We start from the raw sequence: 24,171 nt of genomic DNA on the forward strand, positions 1-24,171 counted from the left end.
CAACAAGTAAGTTAATAAGCAACAACAAACACAATATTAAAACTAGCAAAACATAAAAACCTAAATCACAGGAGTAGGGATATGAAAAAGTGGTTATTAGTCGCGGCACTTGCTGCAACTGCTGCAACGGGCGTAGCTCAAGCAAAAGAATGGAAAACAGTACGCTTTGGTATTGAAGGTGCTTACCCTCCATTTAGCTGGACAGAAGCTGACGGGTCACTGAAAGGCTTCGATGTCGATATGGCTAACGCACTTTGTACTGAAATGCAGGTGCAGTGTAAGATCGTTGCACAAGACTGGGATGGTATCATTCCTTCTCTACTTGCTCGTAAATATGATGCGATCATCGCGGCAATGTCTATCACGGAAGAGCGTAAGAAAAAAATCGACTTCACTGGTAAATACGCACTTATCCCAAACAAGTTCATCGCTAAGAAAGGTGCAGGCCTTAACTTTGATGATCTAAGCGGTCAAAAGATTGCAGTTCAACGTGCAACAACTCACGATAAATACCTAACAGACAACTACGGCGATACAGTAGAGATCGTTCGTTACGGTTCATTCGACGAAGCTTACCTTGATCTAGCAAACGGTCGTGTTGCTGCTGTACTAGGTGATGCATCTGCTCTAGAAGAAGGCGTGCTGAACAAAGCTGGTGGTGAAGACTACGAGTTTGTTGGCCCATCACTAACTGATCCTAAGTGGTTCGGCGAAGGTTTTGGTATTGCTCTACGTAAGCAAGACAAAGATCTGACTAAGCAATTAGATGCGGCAATCCTTTCACTACGTGAAAAAGGCATCTACCAAGATATCGCGGCTAAATACTTCAACTACGACGTATACGGTCAGTAATCTTTAGCGTCAATTCTTAAGGGAGAGGTTCTCCTCTCCCTGTCTTACCAACTTTTTCGCAGTTCTGTTGGAATCCATTATGTTTGATTTACAAGGATATGAAGCGTCGATCCTGAAAGGGGCGGTGCTCACAATCGAAGTTGCCTTGCTGTCGCTAATTTTAGCTATGGTTCTTGGTATGCTAGGTGCCTTAGCAAAACTCGCGCCTTATCGCTGGGCTCGTGCTATTGCAACCCTCTACACAACCGTCATTCGAGGCATTCCCGATCTCGTACTGATGATGCTGATTTTCTTTGGTGGACAAATCCTTTTAAACAACAGTTTGTATTCCATCAACGAGTGGCTCAACGAGTGGTTTGCATCCAGTGATCCTAACCACGAATGGACCTCTTACCTACCTGATTATATTGATGTCAGCCCATTTGTTGCTGGTGTCTTAACCATAGGTTTTATTTTCGGTGCCTATATGGCAGAAACGTTCCGTGGTGCGATCATGGCTGTCGACAGCGGTGAGATGGAAGCGGCAAAAGCTTATGGTATGAGCCCTGTAAAGGCGTTTCACCGCATACTGCTACCGCAGATGATTCGTCACGCATTACCGGGTTTTGGGAATAACTGGCTGGTATTACTTAAAACCACTGCGCTGGTTTCGATTATTGGCCTAGAAGATATGGTACGTGTTAGTGCACTGGCGGCGGGTTCAACCAAAATGCCATTCACTTTCTACATGACTGTGGCGATTATCTTCTTATTCTTCACCAGTGTTTCAACGGGCTTACTTAAGCTGGTTGAACGTAAATTCAGTATCCACGCGAGGTAGTTATGGACTTTTCATTGATAATTGAAAGCCTGCCGATTTACCTTGGTGGTTTATGGACAACGGCTTGGATGGTTTGCGTTGCTTTGATCATTGGCTTATTCGTCGCCATACCATTAGCTATCGCTCGTAACAGCCCAAATATGCTGATTAACGCTCCTGCTTGGTCGTTCATCTATTTCTTCCGTGGTACGCCATTATTGGTGCAGTTGTACCTGATTTACTACGGAATGGATCAGTTCTTCCCTGTAAAAGATACACTATGGGAAAATGCATGGTTTTGTGCTTTGGTGGCATTCATCCTTAACACATCGGCATACACAGCTGAAATCATTCGCGGTGCGATTAACGGCTTACCAAAAGGTGAAGTTGAAGCAGCAAAAGCGTATGGCATGAGCACACCTAAGACATACCGACGTATCATTCTGCCAAGTGCATTACGTCGTGCATTACCGGCTTACAGTAACGAAGTTATCTTTATGCTTCACGGCTCAGCCGTTGCAGGTATTGTGACGATTATGGATCTAACGGGTGCAGCTCGTTTGGTTAACTCTCGCTACTATGCTCCGTTTGAATCTTTCCTAACAGCAGGTCTGTTTTACATGGGGTTGACGTTTATCATCATTGCGATTTTCAAATTCGCAGAGAAACGTTTCTTAGCTTACTTAAGACCACTTAGCTAATTACACATCATAATTAACAAAACGGCGCTTCTATAGCGCCGTTTTTTATGAGCAGATTCTGTTGCTGTTGATTACTTAAACGTTGACCAAATTGGCGCGTGGTCAGACGGCTTTTCGATGCCACGCAGTTCGTAATCGATGCCTGCTTCAGTACACTTATCAGCAAGCTTCTGAGTCGCAAGTACTACATCAATTCGTAGGCCGCGGTTGTCCACGAAACCTTTCGAGCGGTAGTCAAACCACGAGTATTGGTCGTTTACTTCAGGGTGCAGTAAGCGGAAGCTATCCACAAAACCCCAATCCATCAGTGTTTTCAACCATTCTCGCTCTTCTGGTTGGAAAGAGCACTTACCTGTTTTCAACCAACGTTTCGCATTAGGTTCACCGATGCCGATGTCTGCGTCGATAGGGCTGATATTAATGTCGCCCATCACAATGACTTGTTCGTCTTTGTTGTGGTAGTCATTTAGGTAAGTCATCAAGTCTTTGTAGAACTGGCGTTTGTACGGGTATTTTGTTTCATGCTTGATGTTATCCCCTTGAGGGAAGTAGCCATTTAGCACGGTAACCTTTTCACCATTTTCATCTTCAAACGTCGCCATGATCATGCGTTTTTGATGGTCTTCATTATCTGTTGGGAAACCCTTCTGCACAGAAATAGGCTCTTGCTTACACAACATTGCCACACCGTAGTGGGCTTTTTGACCGTGGAAGTAAACCTTATAGCCCATTGCTTCAACATCAGCAATTGGGAAGGCTTCATCGTGCACTTTTATCTCTTGCAGACCAATCACGTCGGGTTGGTGTTTGTCGATAATAGCTTGCAGTTGGTGAAGGCGGGCTCTAAGACCGTTGATGTTGAAGCTAATTACTTTCATTTGTTTTTATACCTCTCGTAAACCTTTGTCACTGCTTGTTTTTAAAGGTTTTTGATTTGGTGGATTTCATGGTTCATCGTATTTAACCATGCTTAATAATTTCTGTCGCCACTTTGTAGAGACAAAATGGCGACATTAAATGATGTGAATACTTACAGTTACGTAGAATCTATTGAGTCTTAAGTAAATCCAAAAAGAACGCGTATTCAAGTGCGTCTTCTTTTAATCGTTTAAATCGGCCAGAAGCGCCACCGTGACCGGCTTCCATATCGGTTTTGAACAGCAATACGTTGTTGTCTGTTTTCATTTCACGCAGCTTCGCAACCCATTTCATTGGCTCAAAGTACTGCACCTGTGAGTCATGCAGGCCTGTCGTTACCAACATGTTCGGGTAGTTTTGTACCTTAATGTTGTCGTACGGTGAGTACCCCAGCATGTAATCGTAGTAGGCTTTATCGTTCGGGTTACCCCATTCGTCATACTCATTGGTGGTTAGAGGGATCGATTCATCGAGCATGGTTGTCACAATGTCTACAAACGGAACATGTGCACCAATACCACGGTACAGTTCTGGTGCTTGGTTGATGATTGCTCCCATCAATAGACCGCCAGCAGACCCCCCAACGGCGAACACTTTATCTTTCGCGCCGTAGCCTTCTTCAACAAGCTCTTTGGTTACATCAATAAAGTCGTTGAACGTGTTTTGTTTGGTCAGTTTTTTGCCATCTTCATACCAAGGGCGACCAAGCATTTCTGAACCGCGGACATGTGCGATGGCATAAACAAAACCTCTATCCAGTAGGCTTAGGCGAGTTGAGCTGAAGGTAGGTTCAATCGTAGAGCCGTAAGACCCATAGCCGTATTGGTAGATTGGGTTAGTGCCGTCTTTCTTAAATAAGTCTTTACGATAAACCAAAGAGACAGGAACTTGCTTACCATCGCGAGCCGTAATCATGATTCGCTCTGATTGGTAGTTATCCGCTTCGAAATCACCTAATACGGGTGTTTGCTTCATGAGTTCGGATTCACCTGTACTTAGGTCGAAATCATAGTAAGTACCTGGCGTGGTTAAGCTGCTGTAATAGATACGAACTTTTGCGTTATCTAATTCATAGTTACTCGTTAGGTAAGCGGCAAATGCGGTGTCGTTAAATTCAAGTGGAAACTCGTGGCCTGTTGAGAGTTGGCGAACTTTCACTGTAGACAAGCCATCCGCGCGTTGCTCGTAGACAAGATGGTCATCAAACAACTCGAAATCTACAAGCTGAGTATTATCGTCCGCTGGGATGACATCGACCCATTTTGAGCGATCATGCATCTCTTCGGTTGTGACTTTCATTAAACGGAAGTTGACCGCTTGGTAGTTGGTGTAGATGTAATACAAATCACCTAGCTTAGCGATGCTGTACTCTATGCCGCTCTCTTTTGGGTAGAAAGCCTCAGCTGTAGCCTTTGGGTTGTTGGCATCGATGACTGAGACACCGCTGGTTTCTGTGCTCGAATGCCAAATGTAGACCTGTTCTCCATCTTTGCTTTTACTCAAAGAGGTGTAGTAAGCGCTATCGGCTTCTTCGTAGATTAACTGATCGCTTGCCTGAGCTGTGCCTAACACGTGGCGGTAAACTTGATAACCCAGCAATGTTTGTGGATTTTTTTTGATGTAGTAGAAGGCTTGGTTGTCGTTTTGCCACGCGATAGCACTTGAAGCGCCTTCAATTTCATCTTTTAGGTATTCACCTGTTGTGAGGTCTTTGATCTTGATGGTGTAAATGCGGCGGCTTAGCGTATCTTCGCCATAGGCCAACAAGTTTTCGTCTGGGCTGATCGTTAAGCCACCAATACTGAAGAATTCATGCTCTTTTGCTAGCTCGTTTACATCTAAGATGACTTGCTTGTCTGTGCCTAAAAAGTTTTTTTCACGCAGGTGAACTGGGTATTCGTTGTCGCCTGTGACCTTATTCGAGTAGTAGTAACTGCCTTTGCGAACCGGTACCGAATTGTCGTCTTTCGCGATTCGGCCTTTAATCTCTTCAAATAATTGTTTTTGCGCTGCTTCTGTATGTTTCAACACCGTATCTGCGTACTGATTCTCTTGCTCAAGTTGTTGCAATATCTCTGGATCTTGGCGTGCATCATCGCGCATCCAATAGTAATCATCGATTCGGGTTTCACCATGAATCGTCATTGCGTGAGGGACTTTCTTAGCAACGGGTGCTTGGGTTTGCTGAGCGACGAGCTGTGATTGAGAGTAGTGGTTCATGGTTGAGATTCCTTGATTGCTGCATCCGGCGACAAGCGCTATTGATACGGCTAATGTGGTTAAAGCGATACGCATCTGTATATCCTTAGTGTGTACCTTACTCGTTTTAATGCCAGCATCCTTTGTTGTGAGAGTTCAGGTACGTTGGTGTTCTTCCAGTGATATTATTTATAATTGGATTCTGGATATGCACCTTCATCGTAAGTGTCTGTTATTGTTTTCAAAAAATCAAAGCAATGTTAAATGAAATTACTGATACGTGAGAGTGGAAGGAATAAATGTGCAACAAAAAGGGACACACTTTTCAGTATGTCCCTTTCCTTTGTTTAGCAAGATTCGAGTTTTACGTTAAATAGCCAATGGCATTTCGTTTGAGTGGTCAGGTTTACGATTAACCCAACGTAAACCAAGCATAGCGATGAATGACATAGCAATCATCAGGCAACCGAGTGGCAGTTGGTCTTGAGCTGGGAAGAACGATGCCAATAGTGTTGCGATGCCAGCACCTAGGTTTTGCATACCACCTAAAATCGCACCTCCAGTACCAGCGTGGTACGGGAATGGCGAAAGTGCCCCTGTTGTTGCTGCTGGGAATAATATGCCAGCGCCCAAGAAGTAAATTGTGGCACCGCCAATCAAAGTTAATGCTGTTGTTTGACCAAACAGACCCGGTATCAATACCACTGTTGAGCCTACCAATATCGCAACCAGACCAACATTCAATGCACGGCGCTCAGAGCGACGTTGTGCGATGTAACTAGATAAGCCTGCACCGACTAAGTAACCTGGAATAGGCAAGACAAACAGCAAGCTTACTGTGGTTGCCGGTAAGCCAAGTACGCCACCAAGCAACACACCTGCCGCTGCTTCAAATACGGCTACACCAGCAAAGGTTGCGACTAATACCAATAAGAAACCTTGGAAACGTTTATCAGACAGAACGAACTTGTAGCTGTTGGCAACCGATTCATGCTTGCGTCGTTCTTTCGGCAGTGTTTCCATCATGCTCGTCATCATAGTGATCACAACAGCAATACCAAACAGCGCAAGGAATAAGTAGCTAGAACGCCAGCCGAAAACTTCTGTTAGGTAACCACCCAGTACAGGAGCCATCAATGGTGAGAAAATCACACACATGCTAATCAAGCTGTTTGCACGGTGCAGCTCTGCGCCTTCAAAACAGTCGCGAGTCAATGTACGAGACATCGCACCACCACAACCGATGCCCAAACCTTGGATAAAGCTGCCCGCTAAGAACCATTCATATTCGTGAGCGAACAATGCTACCAAAGTACCGATGATGTAGATGATCAAACCAATCACGATGATCGGTTTACGACCTAGGCGATCTGAAAGTGGGCCGTAAACAAATTGCGACAGACCATAAGGGATCAAGTAACACGCCATCACTGCCTGCAGCGAAGATGCCGAAACTAAGAACTCACCTGCCATATGACCGATAGAAGGCACGTACATCGTTTGAGTCATTTGACCTACGGCAGTCAGAATAGCGATTAAAAAGGTAAGTTTCGCTAATGGAAACGAGGCGGACATTTGCGTATCTCTCCAAAAATTAAGACGTAAAAAGCCTTAGCGCTCCATTAAAGGAGAGCCAAATGAATAAAGTGTTCAGGGAATCTAGGCGCGAGATATTAGATCTTGATTGCGGGCTTAGCAATCAAAAAGTGTGAAGTTGAGCAAGATAAAAATCTATAACTTGGATTATAAAAACTAATCCGAAGTTACTGAATTTTAAAGAGGGAGAGGGTGGAGTGGGCTTCCTTTAAATATCGATGTTCTGGCTATGTCCAAAGCGCTAAAACCTAAGCAACACAGCTAATGATTATATGAGTACATCATTTGAAATCACAGAAAAAAGGAAGAAAACACGCTCTATTAACATTTGTATAAACTTTCGTTTTATATGTAAGCAATTTGTGCTGTAATTATCCGCTAAGCTATTCGTCTAACTCATTTACATTGTGTACAGCAATTCGTTGTCGATGTGATAGTTATGGTTATGGAAGTCTTTTGGCTTAAATAAGGATATTAAATGCGCTCTCTATCGGTACAGTGGAAAATAACCCTCTTAGCAGGTTGTTGTTTAATCATTACGTCACTGTCTCTTATTGGTTTCTCGATCTACAACGCGACGAGCAATCAACAAGTCATCAAATCTCAAAGTTCAGAATCAGTTATCAATAAAACTCAGCAGTTGCTGGCGTCTGTTTCTCAGCTAAACGCTCAAGAAACTCAACGTTATGTAGACGAAGCTATTTACCGCGCAGAGATGCTTGCGGCCAGTGCTCAGTTTCTAAAAAACAATGCAGACGAAAACTTTACACCAAGTGAAGAGCTTCGTACCGCCTTGGATGAAATGGTTCGTCGCTCGGTTTTAAACTTCGACTCTATTCAAGGAGCGTATCTAGTTTTCAAGCCTGACTTGCTCGATAGTGAAGATGCGAATTATGTCGATGCTGATTATGTTGGTTCTAACGAAAAAGGTCGTTTTGCTCCTTACTGGAAGGTGGCAGATAACGGTGAAAATGTTCTAGCGAACGTTCTTTCAGAATCTATCTTGAATGATGACAGCAATAGCGAACGTTTTTACTGTCCTTTGTCTTCAGGGCAAACGTGTATTAGTACGCCGAGAGTCGTGAACAGCGGTGGTGTAGCACTACTTACGTCCTCTATTTCAGTCCCTATTTTGGTTGACGACGTTGCTATTGGTTTTCTTGGTATTGATCTAAGACTTGATGGTTTAACCAGTGTGATTACTCAATCTGACCAGAGCTTGTTTAACGGTGCGGGTAAAGCTTACGTGGTTAGTCTAGATGGTTCGGTCATCGCTTCTGATGATTCAAGCATTGCAGTCGGTTCAACTTTCCAAAGTGGCAATACAAACAGTGATTTAATGACCGACTTTATCTTTGGTGGTGAAGTGACAACGCAATGGAGCGAGAACGGTGAGTGGTTACTTGCCTTTGCACCTGTTGTTGCAGCTAACCAAACTTGGGGGGTGTTGTTTGAGATCCCAAGAGATAGTGTCGTCGCTGACGCAAATAAATTGGATTCCATCATTAGCACTAAGCTAAGTGAAGGCATCAAAACAGAAGTGATCGCCGGTACAGTGTTTATTATCTTTGGCTTAGCCATTATCGCATTTGCTTCCCTTTCAATTGTGAAGCCTATTCGACAAGTGGTTGAGCGACTTAATGATATTGCTTCTGGTGAAGGTGATTTGACCCAACGTTTGGAAGTGAAATCTCAAGACGAAATTGGTCAGCTATCCAAAGGGTTCAACTTATTCTTAGACAAGCTACAACACACGATCAAAGAAGTGATTCACACCACTGAGCAAGTGGCGAGCACGACAAGCCAGGCTAAAGCATCGGCATCAAGCACTCGAGAAAGCAGTGAATCTCAATTTAAAGAAGTGGATCTTGTGGCGACAGCGGCAGAAGAGATGACTCAAACTGCGGGCTTAGTGGTACAAAACGCAGAAGTGGCCGTTGATGCTGCTTGTGAAGCGAATCGTTCTGCTCAACAAGGGCAACAAGTCATCGAACTTTCAGCCGGTGAAATGAGAAAGCTGGTTGAGCGTATGTCGAGTGCTGTTCCTATTGTTGAAGAATTGGCAAAAAATAACGGAAACATCACCGAGATCTTAAGTGTGATTGAAGGGATCTCTGAGCAAACTAACTTACTGGCATTGAACGCGGCGATTGAAGCGGCTCGTGCTGGCGAACAAGGTCGAGGTTTTGCTGTTGTTGCGGATGAGGTAAGAAACCTCGCAAGTCGCACCCAGTCATCGGTTGGTGAGATCAGAGCGGTGATCGACAAGGTTCATGCTGGAACTCAAGATGTCGTTGAAGCAATACAAGAAGGCAATATCCTAGCTAACGATACAGCACTACACGTTCAGAAAGCAGTTGAAGATCTGGGGTCGATCTTTACTTCTATTGAGGCGATCAGTGATATGAACAGTCAGATCGTTCGAGCAGCCGAAGAGCAACAATCGGTTTCCGGTGAAGTAAATCAAAGCGTGGTTAATATTCGCGATTTGAGTGCGAAGATCTTGGAGCAAGCCGCGGCTTCTGAGCAAGTCGGCAATGAAATTGACCAACTGTCTCAACAACAACAGAAGTTGGTCAATCAGTTCAAGGTATAAGCATTAAGCCTTAACCAGTTCTTGAATAGAAAAAGGGACAAATGAAGATTTCATTTGTCCCTTTTAAATTGTTTCTTTAGAGGCTAGTCAATAACCAGCGGTTGACGCTGCTTACTCTTCGATAAACCAGTAGCCTTTGTTGACCAATTCAGTCACGACAGTTACGCCCGAAGGAGACAGAGCAGTAGCTGAAGTGATCACCGATTCATCGCAAAGTATGTTGAGTAACGAAGAATCCGCTTCATCAACCTTAACCACTTCGCCATTGATGTAAGCAGTGTTGCTTTCATTTTCGTGGTAGAGCGCCTTTAAGCCTGATACTCGGTGAATCTCACCTTCAGACTCTAAGTGTTGAGCGATCTCTTCTTGAGTCCATAGTGGCTCTGGAGCAACGATATCAAGCTGGTGGCGTGATTGGCTTAGCAGACAACCCATGAATTCACTGATGGTTTCAGGTTGCTCTAGTGCAGATTTCAACATGCCTGTGAGATTACTTAAATCCGATGAACGAATTTTTCCGTAGCCTTCTTGCATTTTGAATTCTGGATCGTGCAGGTGTACGTCACCCATATCATGAGCAAGCACAAAATCGGCAAAGTTGCTGATCAGTTCTTGTTCTTTAGGCGAGCGGTAGCCAATAGAGTAGCTCATTGACGGCTCTAACGTGCTCCCTTCATGTGGGAAACCTGGTGGGATATAAAGGATATCGCCCGGCTCTAAAGTTTCATCAATGATTGGGTCAAAACCTTCAATTTGACGAAGTGCAGACGCTTGAACAGTCTCTTTGTATTGGCCAACATCTTTAGCGCCAACCTTCCATTGACGTTTGCCTTGACCTTGAATGATGAAGACATCGTATTGATCAATATGTGGGCCTACGCCGCCTTCAGGTGCTGAGTAGCAGATCATGAGATCGTCGAATAACCAGTTTGGTAACGCTTGGAACGCCTCAGTCAGCTGATTTGCGCCTTGGTGCCAGTGGTTCGCTGCTTGAACGATCAGTTGCCAATGAGTTTCGGTTAATTCGCCAAACTTTTCTTCAGAGAATGGGCCGTGTTCTGCAGTCCACTGATTGTCGAGGTTAGAGACAAAGCGAGAATCCACTTCTTCTTCCATCGATAAACCAGCAAGTTCTTCCGGCGAAATTGGGTCGACGAAGTTTTGGAAGCCACCCTTTAAGATGGTTGGTTTTTTATGCCAGTAGTTTTCAAGAAACTCGGGCATAGAAAAGCTGAGTTGGTACATGTGAATCCTGTATATTTTTATGCTAGATGCTAGATGCTAGATGCTAGTTTGGCTTGTAAATCTTGCTGGACAATTTTGATTGCTTCTAACGCGACTTTTGGATCGATTTCGTTGCTTTCGAGCAGATAGATCAGGTCGACAGCTAACTTAACTTCTTCTGGTGCGTTATCCAGTGGTGATGGTGTGTTATCAGTGTTCATTTCGCTTGGGGTTCTCTAAGTTAATCAGTCTCTCAATATTTTTCATTGAGTCTTCACAGCGTTCTAATCGCTCTTTTGCTAACTGCCAAGCCTCTTCCGCTTTTTTCTTACTGTGGCGAGGCGCAGAATCAAACGTTAACTTTCGTACTCGTACTAAATCGACCAATCGCTTTTGCCAGTCTTGGTGCTGGGCGAGTTCGTTGTATAGGTCGTTCAGGGTTTTCCCTGACTTGCTTTTTCGGTCCAAGCGTAAATCGTGGTTGGCTAACTCTCTTTGGATTGCTGCAATCTGATTGGTCAGCTTTTCTGTCAGGTAGTTGGCTCTGGACGCGGTCAGTTGATTTGAGGTTTGTTCACGTACAATGGTGCGGTACGTTGCCTGAGTTTCAAGTGCATAGGGAAGCAAAACAGAGGCGCCGCATTTAAATAAGGCTCGGTCAAACAAGGCTTGATGATAAGCCCCTCGAGATTTGTCAACCTGCGAGCAATGGCCAATCAAGGTATCAATAACACTTTTTAGCTTTGAAAATTGATTCATTTCACTTCCCGTTGGCTACTGCCTATAAGTTCACAAACCAAGCTTCGTATGCCAGTTTAATTGCAAGTACGCTTACAACTGTAACAAACACAGGTCTTATAAATGTAGCACCGAACCGAATAGCAGAGTGAGCGCCAACAAATGCACCGGCCATCAAACAAAGGCCCATGGTTAAACCTAGAACCCAATCAATATGACCAAGAATCGCGAAGGTCACCAAAGAGGTAAAGTTACTGGTAAAGTTCATGGCTTTGGATAGACCAGAGGCAAGTAAGATGTTTAAGCGATAAAGCGCCATAGAGCTTACCGTCCAAAACGCGCCAGTTCCTGGGCCAGCAACCCCATCATAAAAGCCAAGAATGAATCCTTGGTACTTTTGTTTTCTCTTAAGCACAGGGCATGGCTTAGGAGACACATTATGGCTCACATCTGGAGTCTTATGAAAAATGGTATAGACCGCTGCGGCAAGAATGACTAACGGCAATACCTTCTCTAACCACTCGGTGCTAATGGCATCAACAGTGAGTGTGCCGATGGTCGCACCTATTAAAGTAGATATGAATGCATTGACCCAACACTCAGGCTTGAACAGCTTTTTACGGTAGTAAGTGAATGCAGCTGTAGATGAAGCAAACGTTGCGGCCAGCTTATTAGTTCCGAGTGCAATGTGTGGCGGCAGGCCAAGCGATAGCAAAGCTGGAACGGTTAACATCCCTCCGCCACCTGCGACAGCATCAATAAAGCCTGCTGCAAATGCAACCAGAGCAAGTATGACCAACATGGTTGGCTCAATCATTTCCATAAATAGCTAGTGTTCTCGTTATCGGCTGATAGGGCAGCCACATGAAAAATCTATGGATTAGTCATGTTGGGTTGTGAATGCAAGGGCCTAGCGATGAAGGTCCATAACTACCTCAAGGGCAGGGGATATTAGTATTTTATTGTTCTTTTAAAAGGCGGTAGTGAATCGAGTAGGGACTTTCCGTATCGCTTCGTTACTATGCGTCTATCAAGGATCGTGACTTTACCAGAATCTCTTTCCTTACGCAGTAGTCTACCCACAGATTGAATAAGCTTTTTACTCGCATCTGGAACAGTAATCTGCATAAAAGGGTTACCACCGCGTGATTCAATATATTCTGAATGTGCTTGCTCTACGGGAGAGGTAGGAACACCAAAAGGAATCTTGGTAATAACGAGGTTTTCAAGAAGCTCACCCGGTAGATCAAGACCTTCAGAAAAGCTGCCAGTTCCAAAAAGAACGCTGGTTTTACCTTGGTCTATTAGCTTTTTATGTTTTTTTAGAATTTCACTTCGTGAAGTATCGCCTTGAACCTGCAATGCCCACGACTTTTTAACGAAATCTGTTGTTAAAGCCTCTGCAACTTTGTTCATTTGCCAGTAAGAAGAGAATAGAACGAGATTGGCTTTTTTGTCTTCTATTACCTTAGGCAAAATTTCAATAAGATATTCGGTAAACTGAGGTGCTTGTGGTTCGTACTTCATTGCCGGAACGATCAGCTCAGCTTGATTCTGGTAATCAAACGGTGATGCCAAAGCCAAAAACTGTACGCCATCTTCTGCTTTTTGGCTGATACCGGCTTGATGACAGAAAAAGCTGAAAGAGTTGAGCGCCCTCATGGTCGCAGATACTAATACGGCACCCACACAGCGGCTCCAGATTTGTTGATCCAGTTGCCAGCCTACCTCTAGTGGCGAAACATTCACAACGAAATCGCCTTCGCTTTCTTTATTCAGTTCGAGCCAACGAGCCAAAGGAGCGCCTTTTTCTCTCTTCGGTTCAGCCATTAAGCGCCAAACTTGAGCAAGGTTCTCTGTTCTTTGTATATAGAAGCCAATTTCTGCCAGTGCCGGCTCTGCAAGTTTTGCTGAAAGCTCGCCGTCTTTAACTCGTTCTGCAATTAGGTCTGCAATCTTCGCAACGGCTTGGCTCGCCTTTTGCGTGAGCTGCTTGAGATCTTTAGATTCATTCTCAAGCCACTCTGGTAAGTCGCCATGTTCGAAGCGATACAAGCCGTCTTCAAAGTGGTTAGCGTCAAACTGTTTACTCATTTGAGTCAGGGTAGGGATCAGCTGTTGCACTGAGTCTTGCAGCTCATTTCGAAATCGATGGACACGTTTCTCGTCAGCGAGACCTGAAAGCTTAGTGATTGATTGATTCAAACGCTCCAACCACGATGCTGCGCCTTTTAAGCTCGCAGCCGCAGAAGAGTGATCTCTGGCTACATGCGGTAAATGGTGAGCTTCATCGAATATATAGATGCTATTTTCTGGTTCAGGCAGTATCACGCCGCCGCCTAAGTCTGCATCAGCCATCACTAAACTGTGATTGGCGATAATCACGTCTGCTTTATCTAGCTCTGAGCGAGCTTTCTGGAAAGGGCAGTCTCTATGCGTAGGCATACTGTTGTTACAGCTGTGCTTATCGCTGACAATCATCTGCCAAATCATGTTGTCGATGGGTTTTGGCCACGAATCACGGTCACCATCCCATTTACCTTGGGTTAGGCTACGATACATGGTTTGAAGTTGGTCGATATCCTTCTTCTTTGGCTTAGATTCGAACATGGCCATTTGTCCGCCATCAACCCCGCAGGCAGCGGCTAGCTTTTCGGAACAACAATAACGCTGTCTGCCCTTCGCTAATATGAAAGAAAACTCTCGATCAGTCAGTCTTCTATATAGAGGGAGATCTTTATTGACGAGCTGTTCTTGTAGCGCAACCGTCGCCGTTGATATGACTATTTTTCGGTTATTGAGCACAGCGACAGGAATAGTTGCCATTAAATAAGCCAGTGATTTCCCGATCCCGGTTCCCGCTTCTGCAACAATCATGCGATTACTTTTGTGGTATTGACCACAAAGTGTCTTCGCTATTTCGGCAACAAGGTAATTTTGAGCACGTCGAGGTACAAAGTTGTCCAACTGATCTTGGAGGTTTTGATAACTGGTGCGAATAGATTTTTGAATTTTAGTAGTTAGCATACTGTGACCTACGTAACGGAGCGAGGATAGTAGCACATATCACTAGTCGGTACATTTACGGTGAAATAGCTTGCTTTTGAATCAAAGGTAGATCTTGTTCACAAAAAAAAACTGAACCATCAGGAACTTAACTATTTTATTTATGTTGCGAAATATAAATATTAAAAAAGACTTGCTTGTAGGTGTTAAATCCTGAGATGTGGCGTTTTTACAAGTTGTTTGTGGTGTTAAATGCTGTTTTGTTCTTTTTTTGGATTATTATATTTCCTAATAAAACTAAGGATAAGCTGCTCGTAAAACTATGAAAAAAAATGTAAGTAGTTGATTTTGATTGCTTTGTGTTTTTTTTAGGTTTGTTTTTAGTTTATTTGACACGCAGGATAATCTTTTGCAATCTAGACCTCGAAATTTAGTGACGGTGATTAACCAACAAAGAGTGGTAATGACCAGTCATAAAAATAAAAGGGAACCGGGCAAGGATCTCCCATTCTTAGAAAAGGCAGTGGATTTATTATGAAAAAGACTCTATTAGCACTTGCAGTTGTTGCAGCAGCAGGCTCAGTAAACGCAGCGGAAATTTATAAATCAGAAGACGGCGCAGTAGACTTTTACGGTCAACTACGTACAGAGCTTAAGTTCCTAGACGGGCAAGATGCCAAATTAGGTTCAGGTTCTTCGCGTGCTGGTGTTGACGCTCAATATAATGTATCTGATGATCTTAAAGTTCTTGGTAAAGTAGAATTTGCATTGAAAGACAGTGGCGACATGTATGTACGTAACCACATTTTTGGCTTTAGCAGCGATCAAGCGGGAACAATCAAATTTGGTAAGCAATGGACTACATCAGATGATGTATACGGCGCTGATTACTCATACTTCTTTGGTGGTTCTGCACTGCTTTACTCTACTTTGAACGAGGCTCTTCATGACTCACAAGTAAAGTACTCTTACGATTCTGACAACTTCTGGGTAAAAGCAGGATACGGATTAGCAGAAGATGACTCTAATCAAGAGCTAGCTGAACTTTACGTTGGTTTTTCTGTTGGTGACGTAAATATCCACGTTGGTGGTGGTCAAACAACTGATGATGTAGCTGGTTCTGGTTTTACAGGCCTTGAAAACACATACTACGAAGGTACTGTTGAGTACTCTAAAGATGTTCTAACAGTTGGTGCAACTGTTGCGGCATCTTCTGTTGAATCTGCTATTGATAAAGCAGACCAAACAGGTTTCTCAGTAGCTGCTACGTATGGCGTTGCTGATAAAACAACAGTATATGGTGGTTATGAGTTCGTGTCTCAAGATCACGATTTATTAGAAGATAGCAACGTTGTTTACGTTGGTGCTGAATACAAGTACGCTAGCTGGGCACGTGTCTATGCTGAGTATGGTTATGCAGACGGTAGTACTCTAGGTTTCAACGCTCAAGGTAGTGATATGGTTGTAGCGGCTCAGACTGTTGAGGGCGAAAACAATTTCGGTATCGGTGCCCGTGTTTACTGGTAATTTGATATATTGTTAGAAAAAGCCCAACATAGAGTTGGGCTTTTTTTTGCCTATTTTTTATAAGGATGGATACAATAATGCAAAGTTTCAAATATTCTTTTTTGGGGCTGTTAGTTGCTTCTACAGTAGTTGATGCCGAAGTAATATTGGATGTCCCTGAAAATGTAAATTTACTTTCAGTAAACATGAGTGTTCCTGACTTTGAACAAGGGTTGTTTTCTGCAGATAAGACAGTGCTTTTACCTGACGGTGAAAACCAAATCGTTTTTCAATATGAACCAGTATTTGATGAAAGAGATAATCAAAGGAAAGTCTACAGTTCTGTTATTATCGCTAAATTTGAGGCAAAAAACGAAGAACTTACCTTATCTATGCCTGAGTTTAAAAACTTGCGTTCTGCTCAAGAAAACATTGGAAACTTGAATTGGGAAATTAAAAATAAGCAAGGACAAGCCTTAATCAAAAATGAAGACATTTTAGCTAGTGACGGAGTTCAACTAAATAGAAGTTATTCTGAAGAAGCTACAGAATATAATAAAGTTGGTGGTGCTGCTGCTGTAACCATGAGTTATTTAGTTGTAGAAAACCAAGTTCGTCCTGCAGTTAAGGTTAATGCTACAAGTTTAGAAGAAAACACGCTAGTAAACGCTGAAGGTTTAACGGCTAACACATCAGCTCAGGTTGTAGATAAATCGGAGTCTTTGAAACAACTTAAAGCTTTGTATCTGAGCACTTCAAAAGAAGACCGTAAAGTATTCCGTAAGTGGATGATTGACCAAGAGTAATCAATTTTTATGTGTAAAAAAGCGAGATATAATAAATATCTTGCTTTTTTATATTGCTATGAGTTAAATCTCTTTCCACTCACCAGGCTGCAGCTGCCCCACATTCATATTACCCATTGAGTAACGGATAAGACGCAGGGTAGGGAAGCCGATATTGGCTGTCATTCGTCTTACCTGACGGTTACGTCCTTCAATGATTGTAATAACCAACCATGTTGTCGGTATCGCGGCTCTGAAGCGTACTGGAGGGGTTCTATCCCACACAACAGGTTCAGACATCACCTCAACCTGAGCGGGCAGTGTCATGCCGTCTTTTAGTTCGACACCTTTTCTCAATTTATCTAAATCTTCCTCAGAAGGTGCGCCTTCAACCTGTACCCAGTAAGTCTTTGGGGATTTTGAGTTTGGTTGAGTTAGCTTAGCTTGAAAAATACCATCGTTGGTCAAGACCATTAACCCTTCGCTGTCGCGGTCAAGGCGACCTGCAGCATAAACGTCTTTCACTGGAATAAAGTCCGCTAGCGTTTTTCTCCCTTCGCCATCTGTAAATTGGCTTAGAGTATCGAAAGGCTTGTTGAACAGAATTACTTTGCGATCTTCGAGCGCAACCTTAGGTTTTGCATTGGTAGGCTTGCCTTTATATCGGTGCTTGCTTGAGTGAGATTTGTTGTGCGAATTGCCAGTGTTATTCTTATCACTGCTTCGGCTTTGTCTATTACCGCTTTGTTTTAATGTTGCACCAGAACGAGCCGGTTTGTCTGAACGAGATGCGCTGCGTGAGCGAGTAGACATGTTAACTACCTTGCAAAAATGTAAACGAAGTGTGCTGAAAAGTTTTCACTGAAACGGAATTGAGCTATCATTTGCGCGCCTAAAAGACACAAAATAGAACAAGTTGATGGACTCTTAAGCCTGATTTGTTTAATTATACCTTCGTGTTTTATTATAACAACGCACTCACGGATTTGGTTCATGCTGTCATCAAGATTGTATGAAAAATAAGATAGAGTACGACTATCGAGTAAGCAGTTTTCACTCTTAGAGTGGCTTACTGGTCAATTTATAACACGCTCACTACTTTAAATGAGCTTGTAAGAACTATAGGGAAATTTCATGCCTACTGAAAAACCAACGATCATCTATACCATTACAGACGAAGCTCCGGCGCTAGCAACATACTCTCTGCTGCCTATCATTCAATCTTTTACAGCTTCTTCTGGTATTAACGTTGATACTCGCGACATTTCACTTGCAGGGCGTATTATTGCCAACTTCCCTGACTATTTGAACGAAGAGCAACGTATTGGTGATGCATTAGCAGAACTAGGTGAATTGGCTAAGACACCAGAAGCAAACATTATCAAGCTTCCAAACATCTCTGCATCTGTACCTCAGCTTCAAGCAACAATCAAAGAGCTACAGTCAAAAGGTTACGCACTTCCTAATTACCCAGAAGAAGCAAACACTGACGAAGAGAAAGCAGTAAAAGCGACTTACGACAAAATCAAAGGCAGTGCAGTAAATCCAGTATTGCGTGAAGGTAACTCGGATCGCCGCGCTCCACTTTCTGTTAAAAACTACGCGAAGAAGAACCCACACTCAATGGGTGCTTGGTCTGCAGATTCTAAGTCGCACGTTTCAAGTATGGACGACAAAGACTTCTTCGGTAGCGAAAAGTCAGTAACCATTGAAGGTGCTACAGAAGTTAGCATTGAATTCGTTGGCAAAGATGGTGCGAAGAAAACATTGAAGCCAGCTTTTGCACTGCAAGATAAAGAGATCATTGATGCGTCAGTGATGAATAAGGCCGCTTTGGTTGCATTCTTCGAAAAAGAAATCGCATCGGCTAAAGAGCAATGTGTACTGCTTTCTCTTCACTTGAAAGCGACGATGATGAAAGTATCTGACCCAGTGATCTTTGGTCACGCGGTTAAGGTTTACTACAAAGACGTATTTGCTAAACACGGTCAGCTGTTTGAAGAGCTAGGCGTTGATGTAAATAACGGCATCGGTGATGTCTACGCGAAGATTGATGCGCTTCCTCAAGAGCAGAAAGAAGCAATCGAAGCTGACCTGCAAGCGGTATACGAGACTCAGCCACCACTAGCGATGGTTGATTCGGACCGTGGCATTACTAACCTACACGTACCAAGCGATATCATTGTGGATGCATCTATGCCTGCAATGCTGCGTTCTTCTGGTCAAATGTGGGATCCAGAAGGTAAGCAAAAAGATACCAAAGCAATGATCCCAGATCGTAGCTACGCGAGCATTTACCAAGCGGTTATTGATTTCTGTAAAGAGAACGGCGCGTTCGATCCAACAACGATGGGTAGCGTACCAAACGTTGGCTTGATGGCTCAAAAAGCGGAAGAGTACGGTTCTCATGATAAGACTTTCATCCTTGAAGCTGCTGGTCAGGTTCAAGTTGTTGACGCTTCAGGCGCTGTGCTTCTTGAGCAAGACGTAGAGGAAGGCGATATCTTCCGTATGTGTCAGGTTAAAGATGCACCAATCCAAGACTGGGTTAAGCTTGCGGTAACGCGTGCTCGTGCATCGGGTGTTCCAGCGGTATTTTGGCTAGATGCGTCACGCGCACATGATGCTCAGCTTATCAAGAAAGTTGAAGCATACCTTCCTGAATACGATACCGATGGTCTTGAAATTAAGATCCTTGCTCCACTTGAAGCGACTCAATACTCACTGGTTCGTATCAAAGAAGGCCTAGATACTATTTCGGTTACTGGTAACGTATTACGTGATTACCTAACGGATTTGTTCCCGATTTTAGAGCTTGGAACATCAGCTAAGATGCTATCGATTGTTCCACTAATGAACGGTGGTGGTCTGTTTGAAACAGGTGCTGGCGGCTCTGCTCCTAAACATGTTCAACAAGTAGAGAAAGAAAACCACCTGCGTTGGGATTCTCTAGGTGAATTCTTGGCACTAGCGGCATCTCTAGAGCACCTGAGCGTAGTAACAGGTAACGCTAAAGCACAAGTTCTAGCTGATGCGCTTGATAAAGCGACGGGTGAGTTCCTTGATAACAACAAGTCTCCTTCACGTCGAGTAGGTGAGCTTGATAACCGTGGTAGTCACTACTATCTAGCGGCATACTGGGCTAAGGCGCTTGCTGAGCAAACGGCTGACGCTGATCTTGCTGCTGAGTTTGCAGGTGTGGCAAGTCAACTGGCTGAAAGTGAAGAAGCGATCGTTGCAGAGCTGAACAACGCTCAAGGTGTGGCTGGCGACTTAGGTGGTTACTACCTACTTGACGATGCATTGGTTTCAACACTAATGCGCCCAAGCTCAACGCTAAACGCGTTTATTGATGCATAGTGATTGGACTCATCGTTAGTCACTCATGAGCGTGATTTGCTAACGAGTTGCTTAGGCTGATAGCTAAGTTATAGATAAAGTCAAAACGAAAGACGCTTTAACGATAATGTTAAAGCGTCTTTTTTCTGTCTAATACTTCTTAAGACCTAGCTTAAGGGGAGTAGCTCTTCGAGCTCATTGTCCAGTGAGCAACTTTAGAGCCCCCAAAACGAAAAAAACCGCTCACGTAATCCTGTGTTACAGGTATTAAATGAGCGGTTTCAATATTCTGTTTACCTGTCAGCCGTTAATGACGACTGATGGAGGTTAACATGAGTTTGCATTCGCCTATTTTGCGGCGCTGCCTTCTACAGGAACAACGGAGCTAGCATGCGAGCCTTTAGGTCCACTTTCTACTTCATAGTCGACCTGCTGACCAGCCTTTAAGGTTCGATAACCTTCCATTTGTATTGTGGAGTAGTGCGCGAAAATATCGCCGTCTTCACCTTCTGGACAAATAAAGCCAAACCCTTTGGCATTGTTAAACCATTTTACTGTACCTGTAGCCATGCTATACATCCCTCATGCATTTTGTTACTAACGTTGTTATATCAATTGTTGTAAGTGCGATTGATATCATTCCTACCAGCTAAAGAATTTCAGCTAATAGCTTGAATCTCGTACATTGCTTACGGAAATTAACGCTACCCTGCGTAATTATTCCTTATTGTTAATTTTTGAAGCGTGTTACTGATTTTAATTCATGTTGCAAAAGTGTATTAAAAAACCTTTTAGCTCCAATGTAGCTAATGATTGAGCACAGTCAATAGTAAATTGGCATAAAAGTGATCAATTTTAATAACAAATCACATTCGAGATTAACCGCAAACTATTAACCAAATAGTAACTTAGCGGTAATCTTATCGTTAGTATCAATAGTTATGGCGTCTTTTTAATCAATCACATATGTTAATCTTGTTAATCGAGATCTTTTATTTGCAGCGATGGAAATGGTGGATTAGGCTCAGTATAGAGGAATATTTTTTGGTACTGTTTCTAGGTGCAGTTTCTTAGTACACGGTAAAGCGTGAATGTGGTAAATTTGAGTTAGGTAAACACTCACGACTTCCGAAAAATAACCCTTAGCAAAGCGATATGAGCAGAAACTTTGAATGGGCATCTCCAGGCTCAGATTTACTGGAGAAAGAAGCAACAAAAGTAAAGCCACCGGCGATGTATAACGTTGTGTTGAATAACGATGACTACACGCCCATGGACTTTGTAATCGAGATCCTAGAGCGATTCTTCTCACTAGATATCGAAAAAGCAACGGAAGTGATGCTCAAGGTTCATTATGAAGGTAAAGCTATATGCGGCACATACAGTGCTGAAATAGCGGAAACAAAGGTAGCGCAGGTCACGATGTACTCAAAGGAAAATGAGCATCCGCTACTATGTACAATGGAGCAAGTATAAATTGCTCGAACAACACTGTTGTTCCCTTAGGAGGTACTTATGCTAAATAAAGAATTAGAGACGAGTTTAAATGGCGCATTTGCTCGTGCGCGAGACAAGCGACATGAATTCATGACTGTCGAACACCTCCTACTAGCATTATTAGAAAATGATGCGGCCAAGGAAGCGCTCCAAGCTTGTCAGGCTGATCTCGATGCTCTTCGCAATGAGCTCGATATTTTTATCGATCAAACGACCCCACTTATCCCTGAAAGCGACGAAACTCGCGAAACTCAGCCTACGTTGAGCTTCCAACGAGTACTTCAACGCGCTGTTTTTCATGTTCAATCTTCAGGTCGCAGCGAAGTAACAGGTGCTAACGTACTTGTGGCTATTTTTAGTGAGCAAGAATCTCACGCGGCATATCTTCTTAAGAAAAACGACATTAGTCGCTTAGATATTGTTAACTTCATCTCACACGGTATTACCAAAGCGAGCAACGAAGGCGACAGTCCTTCATCATCCGATTCATTTGGTGGTGCAGAAAATGCTGAAGAAGCTAACTCTGAAGACCGTTTAGAAAATTTTGCTACTAACCTTAACGAAGTCGCAAAGCAGGGCAATATTGACCCACTAATCGGTCGTGACAAAGAGCTAGAACGCACTATCCAAGTTCTGTGTCGTCGTCGTAAGAACAACCCTCTGTTAGTGGGTGAAGCGGGGGTAGGTAAAACTGCCATCGCGGAAGGTCTTGCATGGCGCATCGTTGAAGGACAAGTGCCTGAAATCATTCAGAGCAGCGTAATTTATTCTCTAGATATCGGTTCACTGTTAGCCGGAACCAAATATCGTGGTGACTTTGAGAAACGTTTTAAAGCGATTCTTAAGCAACTGGAGAAAGAAGAAGACGCGATTCTGTTCATCGATGAGATCCACACCATTATCGGTGCCGGGGCTGCATCGGGTGGTCAGGTTGATGCGGCAAACTTAATTAAACCACTACTAAGCAGTGGCAAATTACGTTGCATCGGTTCAACAACGTACCAAGAGTACAGCAGTATTTTTGAGAAGGAGCGTGCTTTAGCTCGTCGCTTCCAGAAAATAGATATTATTGAACCATCGCTAGACGATACGACCAAGATCCTGATTGGCTTGAAGCCAAAATACGAAGCTCACCACGAAGTGCGCTACACCAACAAAGCGTTGCGTGCCGCTGTGGAACTGTCAGCTAAATACATTAATGAACGCCACCTTCCTGATAAGGCCATTGACGTAATCGATGAAGCGGGCGCTCGTAGTCGTTTGGCACCTGCAAGCCGTCGTAAGAAAACGGTAAGCGTGGCTGATATTGAGTCAATGGTTGCGAAAATGGCGCGTATTCCTGAAAAGTCAGTATCGTCTTCAGACAAAGATACACTCCAGAAACTGGATGAGCGCATGAAAATGTTGGTATTCGGACAAGACCCTGCAATCGATGTATTGAGTGAAGCGATTAAGCTGACCCGTGCTGGATTGGGTGCAGACAATAAACCTGTTGGTTCATTCTTGTTTGCTGGTCCTACTGGTGTCGGTAAAACAGAGGTGACTGTTCAGCTGTCTAAGTTGATGGGTATTGAGCTTCTGCGCTTTGATATGTCTGAGTACGGTGAGCGACACTCAGTGAGCCGCTTGATTGGTGCGCCTCCTGGTTATGTTGGTTACGACCAAGGTGGTTTGCTAACGGATGCCGTAATCAAGAACCCGCACTCTGTTGTGTTACTGGATGAAATCGAGAAAGCTCACCCAGATATCTTTAACTTGCTACTGCAGGTAATGGATAACGGCACGCTAACTGACAACAATGGTCGCAAAGCGGACTTCCGCAATGTGATTCTAGTGATGACGACCAACGCAGGTGTGGCTGAAACCGAGAAGAAATCGATCGGCCTGATCCAACAAGATCATGCGCCAGATGCGATGGGCGAAATCAAGAAGGTATTTACTCCTGAGTTCCGTAACCGTCTTGATAATATCATTTGGTTCAACAGCCTTGACCCAAGTGTGATTAGCCAAGTAGTTGATAAGTTCATTGTCGAGCTTCAGGTTCAACTGGACGCTCGTGGCGTGTCTTTAGAGGTTTCTGAGGATGCTCGTCACTGGTTAGCTGATAAAGGCTATGACAAGACCATGGGTGCTCGTCCAATGGGACGTGTGATTCAAGAGAAGCTTAAGAAACCACTTGCTAACGAGTTACTGTTCGGTAGCTTGGTTGATGGCGGTACGGTTAAAGTATCCCTGAAAAAAGACGAATTGGATTTCATCTATGTTGGTGCTAAAGAAGAGGTCATGCACTAACGAAGTGATTGATAAATCAAAGGCTTAAATATAAAACGCATGACTTAGGTTGTGCGTTTTTTTATGCTTGCGAGATGCGAGATGCGAGATGCGAGATGCGAGATGCGAGATGCGAGATGCGAG

General features: G+C 43.6%; 19 protein-coding genes. 9 read left to right on the plus strand and 10 right to left on the minus strand.

The window, feature by feature from the left end; all coding sequences use genetic code 11:
• The first annotated feature begins 81 nt into the window (after positions 1–81).
• The 3 genes from ACED41_RS07875 (at position 82) to ACED41_RS07885 (ending at position 2,352) form a co-directional block, all read left to right on the plus strand.
• Positions 82–852, plus strand: a complete 771-nt coding sequence (locus tag ACED41_RS07875; protein WP_010437364.1) for an ABC transporter substrate-binding protein — start codon at positions 82–84, stop codon at positions 850–852.
• 79 nt (positions 853–931) lie between these two features.
• On the plus strand, positions 932–1,672 hold the full coding sequence (locus ACED41_RS07880) for an ABC transporter permease (RefSeq protein WP_017063493.1): 741 nt from the start codon (positions 932–934) through the stop codon (positions 1,670–1,672).
• Between the two features lie 2 nt (positions 1,673–1,674).
• Positions 1,675–2,352, plus strand: a complete 678-nt coding sequence (locus ACED41_RS07885) for an ABC transporter permease (protein ID WP_017063494.1) — start codon at positions 1,675–1,677, stop codon at positions 2,350–2,352.
• Between the two features lie 71 nt (positions 2,353–2,423).
• Here ACED41_RS07885 and xthA read toward each other — a convergent pair whose 3' ends face one another.
• The 3 genes from xthA to emrD all read right to left on the minus strand — a co-directional run bounded on the left by xthA (position 2,424) and on the right by emrD (position 7,044).
• On the minus strand, positions 2,424–3,230 hold the full coding sequence (gene xthA, locus ACED41_RS07890) for an exodeoxyribonuclease III (RefSeq protein WP_010437369.1): 807 nt from the start codon (positions 3,228–3,230) through the stop codon (positions 2,424–2,426).
• Positions 3,231–3,399: 169 nt separating this feature from the next.
• Positions 3,400–5,490, minus strand: a complete 2,091-nt coding sequence (locus tag ACED41_RS07895) for a S9 family peptidase (RefSeq protein WP_065585118.1) — start codon at positions 5,488–5,490, stop codon at positions 3,400–3,402.
• Between the two features lie 348 nt (positions 5,491–5,838).
• Complete coding sequence (gene emrD / locus ACED41_RS07900) at positions 5,839–7,044, minus strand: multidrug efflux MFS transporter EmrD (protein WP_017065927.1); 1,206 nt, start codon at positions 7,042–7,044, stop codon at positions 5,839–5,841.
• Positions 7,045–7,543: 499 nt separating this feature from the next.
• Here emrD and ACED41_RS07905 point away from each other — a divergent pair, with 499 nt between their 5' ends.
• Complete coding sequence (locus tag ACED41_RS07905) at positions 7,544–9,661, plus strand: methyl-accepting chemotaxis protein (RefSeq protein WP_065585119.1); 2,118 nt, start codon at positions 7,544–7,546, stop codon at positions 9,659–9,661.
• A gap of 111 nt (positions 9,662–9,772) precedes the next feature.
• On the opposite strand, the gene ACED41_RS07910 is transcribed toward ACED41_RS07905, so the two are convergent.
• The 5 genes from ACED41_RS07910 to dinG all read right to left on the minus strand — a co-directional run bounded on the left by ACED41_RS07910 (position 9,773) and on the right by dinG (position 14,650).
• Positions 9,773–10,906 (minus strand): cupin domain-containing protein, encoded by a 1,134-nt coding sequence (locus ACED41_RS07910; protein WP_065585120.1) that lies wholly within the window; start codon positions 10,904–10,906, stop codon positions 9,773–9,775.
• A 29-nt stretch (positions 10,907–10,935) separates the two neighbouring features.
• Complete coding sequence (rsmS, locus tag ACED41_RS07915) at positions 10,936–11,106, minus strand: pleiotropic regulatory protein RsmS (RefSeq protein WP_017055021.1); 171 nt, start codon at positions 11,104–11,106, stop codon at positions 10,936–10,938.
• Entirely contained in the window at positions 11,096–11,644 is a 549-nt protein-coding gene (locus ACED41_RS07920) for a primosomal replication protein (RefSeq protein WP_017062115.1), read from the minus strand. The genes rsmS and ACED41_RS07920 overlap by 11 nt, the downstream gene beginning before the upstream one ends.
• A 22-nt stretch (positions 11,645–11,666) precedes the next feature.
• The gene (locus tag ACED41_RS07925) at positions 11,667–12,446 is read right to left on the minus strand and encodes a TSUP family transporter (protein ID WP_017062114.1); all 780 of its coding nucleotides are present in this window, start codon (positions 12,444–12,446) and stop codon (positions 11,667–11,669) included.
• Between the two features lie 128 nt (positions 12,447–12,574).
• The gene (gene dinG / locus ACED41_RS07930; RefSeq protein WP_371724742.1) at positions 12,575–14,650 is read right to left on the minus strand and encodes an ATP-dependent DNA helicase DinG; all 2,076 of its coding nucleotides are present in this window, start codon (positions 14,648–14,650) and stop codon (positions 12,575–12,577) included.
• 513 nt (positions 14,651–15,163) lie between these two features.
• On the opposite strand from dinG, the gene ACED41_RS07935 reads away from it, so the two are divergent.
• Positions 15,164–16,156, plus strand: a complete 993-nt coding sequence (locus ACED41_RS07935) for a porin (RefSeq protein ID WP_017063501.1) — start codon at positions 15,164–15,166, stop codon at positions 16,154–16,156.
• A 77-nt stretch (positions 16,157–16,233) separates the two neighbouring features.
• Positions 16,234–16,941 carry a DUF2057 family protein gene (locus tag ACED41_RS07940; RefSeq protein WP_017062111.1) on the plus strand — a complete coding sequence of 236 codons (708 nt, stop codon included), beginning with the start codon at positions 16,234–16,236 and terminating at the stop codon, positions 16,939–16,941.
• A gap of 63 nt (positions 16,942–17,004) precedes the next feature.
• Here ACED41_RS07940 and ACED41_RS07945 read toward each other — a convergent pair whose 3' ends face one another.
• Complete coding sequence (locus ACED41_RS07945; RefSeq protein ID WP_017067849.1) at positions 17,005–17,733, minus strand: pseudouridine synthase; 729 nt, start codon at positions 17,731–17,733, stop codon at positions 17,005–17,007.
• A 321-nt stretch (positions 17,734–18,054) separates the two neighbouring features.
• Between ACED41_RS07945 and ACED41_RS07950 the strand changes: the two genes are divergently transcribed.
• A complete protein-coding gene (locus tag ACED41_RS07950) occupies positions 18,055–20,280 on the plus strand; it encodes an NADP-dependent isocitrate dehydrogenase (RefSeq protein WP_371724743.1) in 2,226 nt (741 codons plus the stop codon).
• 327 nt (positions 20,281–20,607) lie between these two features.
• On the opposite strand, the gene cspD is transcribed toward ACED41_RS07950, so the two are convergent.
• Positions 20,608–20,829 (minus strand): cold shock domain-containing protein CspD, encoded by a 222-nt coding sequence (gene cspD, locus ACED41_RS07955; RefSeq protein WP_004736548.1) that lies wholly within the window; start codon positions 20,827–20,829, stop codon positions 20,608–20,610.
• A 585-nt stretch (positions 20,830–21,414) separates the two neighbouring features.
• Between cspD and clpS the strand changes: the two genes are divergently transcribed.
• Positions 21,415–21,735, plus strand: a complete 321-nt coding sequence (gene clpS / locus ACED41_RS07960) for an ATP-dependent Clp protease adapter ClpS (protein WP_004737430.1) — start codon at positions 21,415–21,417, stop codon at positions 21,733–21,735.
• 39 nt (positions 21,736–21,774) lie between these two features.
• Positions 21,775–24,048, plus strand: a complete 2,274-nt coding sequence (gene clpA, locus ACED41_RS07965; RefSeq protein WP_017062108.1) for an ATP-dependent Clp protease ATP-binding subunit ClpA — start codon at positions 21,775–21,777, stop codon at positions 24,046–24,048.
• Positions 24,049–24,171: the final 123 nt, after the last annotated feature.

Source organism: Vibrio sp. 1F255, from assembly GCF_041439145.1.
Lineage (GTDB): Bacteria > Pseudomonadota > Gammaproteobacteria > Enterobacterales > Vibrionaceae > Vibrio > Vibrio crassostreae_C.

Bases quoted from the DNA above. Each gene is read 5' to 3' on its own strand.
- ACED41_RS07875 (WP_010437364.1), top strand. From the start codon at position 82: ATGAAAAAGTGGTTATTAGTCGCGGCACTTGCTGCAACTGCTGCAACG.
- ACED41_RS07880 (WP_017063493.1), top strand. From the start codon at position 932: ATGTTTGATTTACAAGGATATGAAGCGTCGATCCTGAAAGGGGCGGTG.
- ACED41_RS07885 (WP_017063494.1), top strand. From the start codon at position 1,675: ATGGACTTTTCATTGATAATTGAAAGCCTGCCGATTTACCTTGGTGGT.
- xthA (WP_010437369.1), bottom strand. From the start codon at position 3,230: ATGAAAGTAATTAGCTTCAACATCAACGGTCTTAGAGCCCGCCTTCAC.
- ACED41_RS07895 (WP_065585118.1), bottom strand. From the start codon at position 5,490: ATGAACCACTACTCTCAATCACAGCTCGTCGCTCAGCAAACCCAAGCA.
- emrD (WP_017065927.1), bottom strand. From the start codon at position 7,044: ATGTCCGCCTCGTTTCCATTAGCGAAACTTACCTTTTTAATCGCTATT.
- ACED41_RS07905 (WP_065585119.1), top strand. From the start codon at position 7,544: ATGCGCTCTCTATCGGTACAGTGGAAAATAACCCTCTTAGCAGGTTGT.
- ACED41_RS07910 (WP_065585120.1), bottom strand. From the start codon at position 10,906: ATGTACCAACTCAGCTTTTCTATGCCCGAGTTTCTTGAAAACTACTGG.
- rsmS (WP_017055021.1), bottom strand. From the start codon at position 11,106: ATGAACACTGATAACACACCATCACCACTGGATAACGCACCAGAAGAA.
- ACED41_RS07920 (WP_017062115.1), bottom strand. From the start codon at position 11,644: ATGAATCAATTTTCAAAGCTAAAAAGTGTTATTGATACCTTGATTGGC.
- ACED41_RS07925 (WP_017062114.1), bottom strand. From the start codon at position 12,446: ATGGAAATGATTGAGCCAACCATGTTGGTCATACTTGCTCTGGTTGCA.
- dinG (WP_371724742.1), bottom strand. From the start codon at position 14,650: ATGCTAACTACTAAAATTCAAAAATCTATTCGCACCAGTTATCAAAAC.
- ACED41_RS07935 (WP_017063501.1), top strand. From the start codon at position 15,164: ATGAAAAAGACTCTATTAGCACTTGCAGTTGTTGCAGCAGCAGGCTCA.
- ACED41_RS07940 (WP_017062111.1), top strand. From the start codon at position 16,234: ATGCAAAGTTTCAAATATTCTTTTTTGGGGCTGTTAGTTGCTTCTACA.
- ACED41_RS07945 (WP_017067849.1), bottom strand. From the start codon at position 17,733: ATGTCTACTCGCTCACGCAGCGCATCTCGTTCAGACAAACCGGCTCGT.
- ACED41_RS07950 (WP_371724743.1), top strand. From the start codon at position 18,055: ATGCCTACTGAAAAACCAACGATCATCTATACCATTACAGACGAAGCT.
- cspD (WP_004736548.1), bottom strand. From the start codon at position 20,829: ATGGCTACAGGTACAGTAAAATGGTTTAACAATGCCAAAGGGTTTGGC.
- clpS (WP_004737430.1), top strand. From the start codon at position 21,415: ATGAGCAGAAACTTTGAATGGGCATCTCCAGGCTCAGATTTACTGGAG.
- clpA (WP_017062108.1), top strand. From the start codon at position 21,775: ATGCTAAATAAAGAATTAGAGACGAGTTTAAATGGCGCATTTGCTCGT.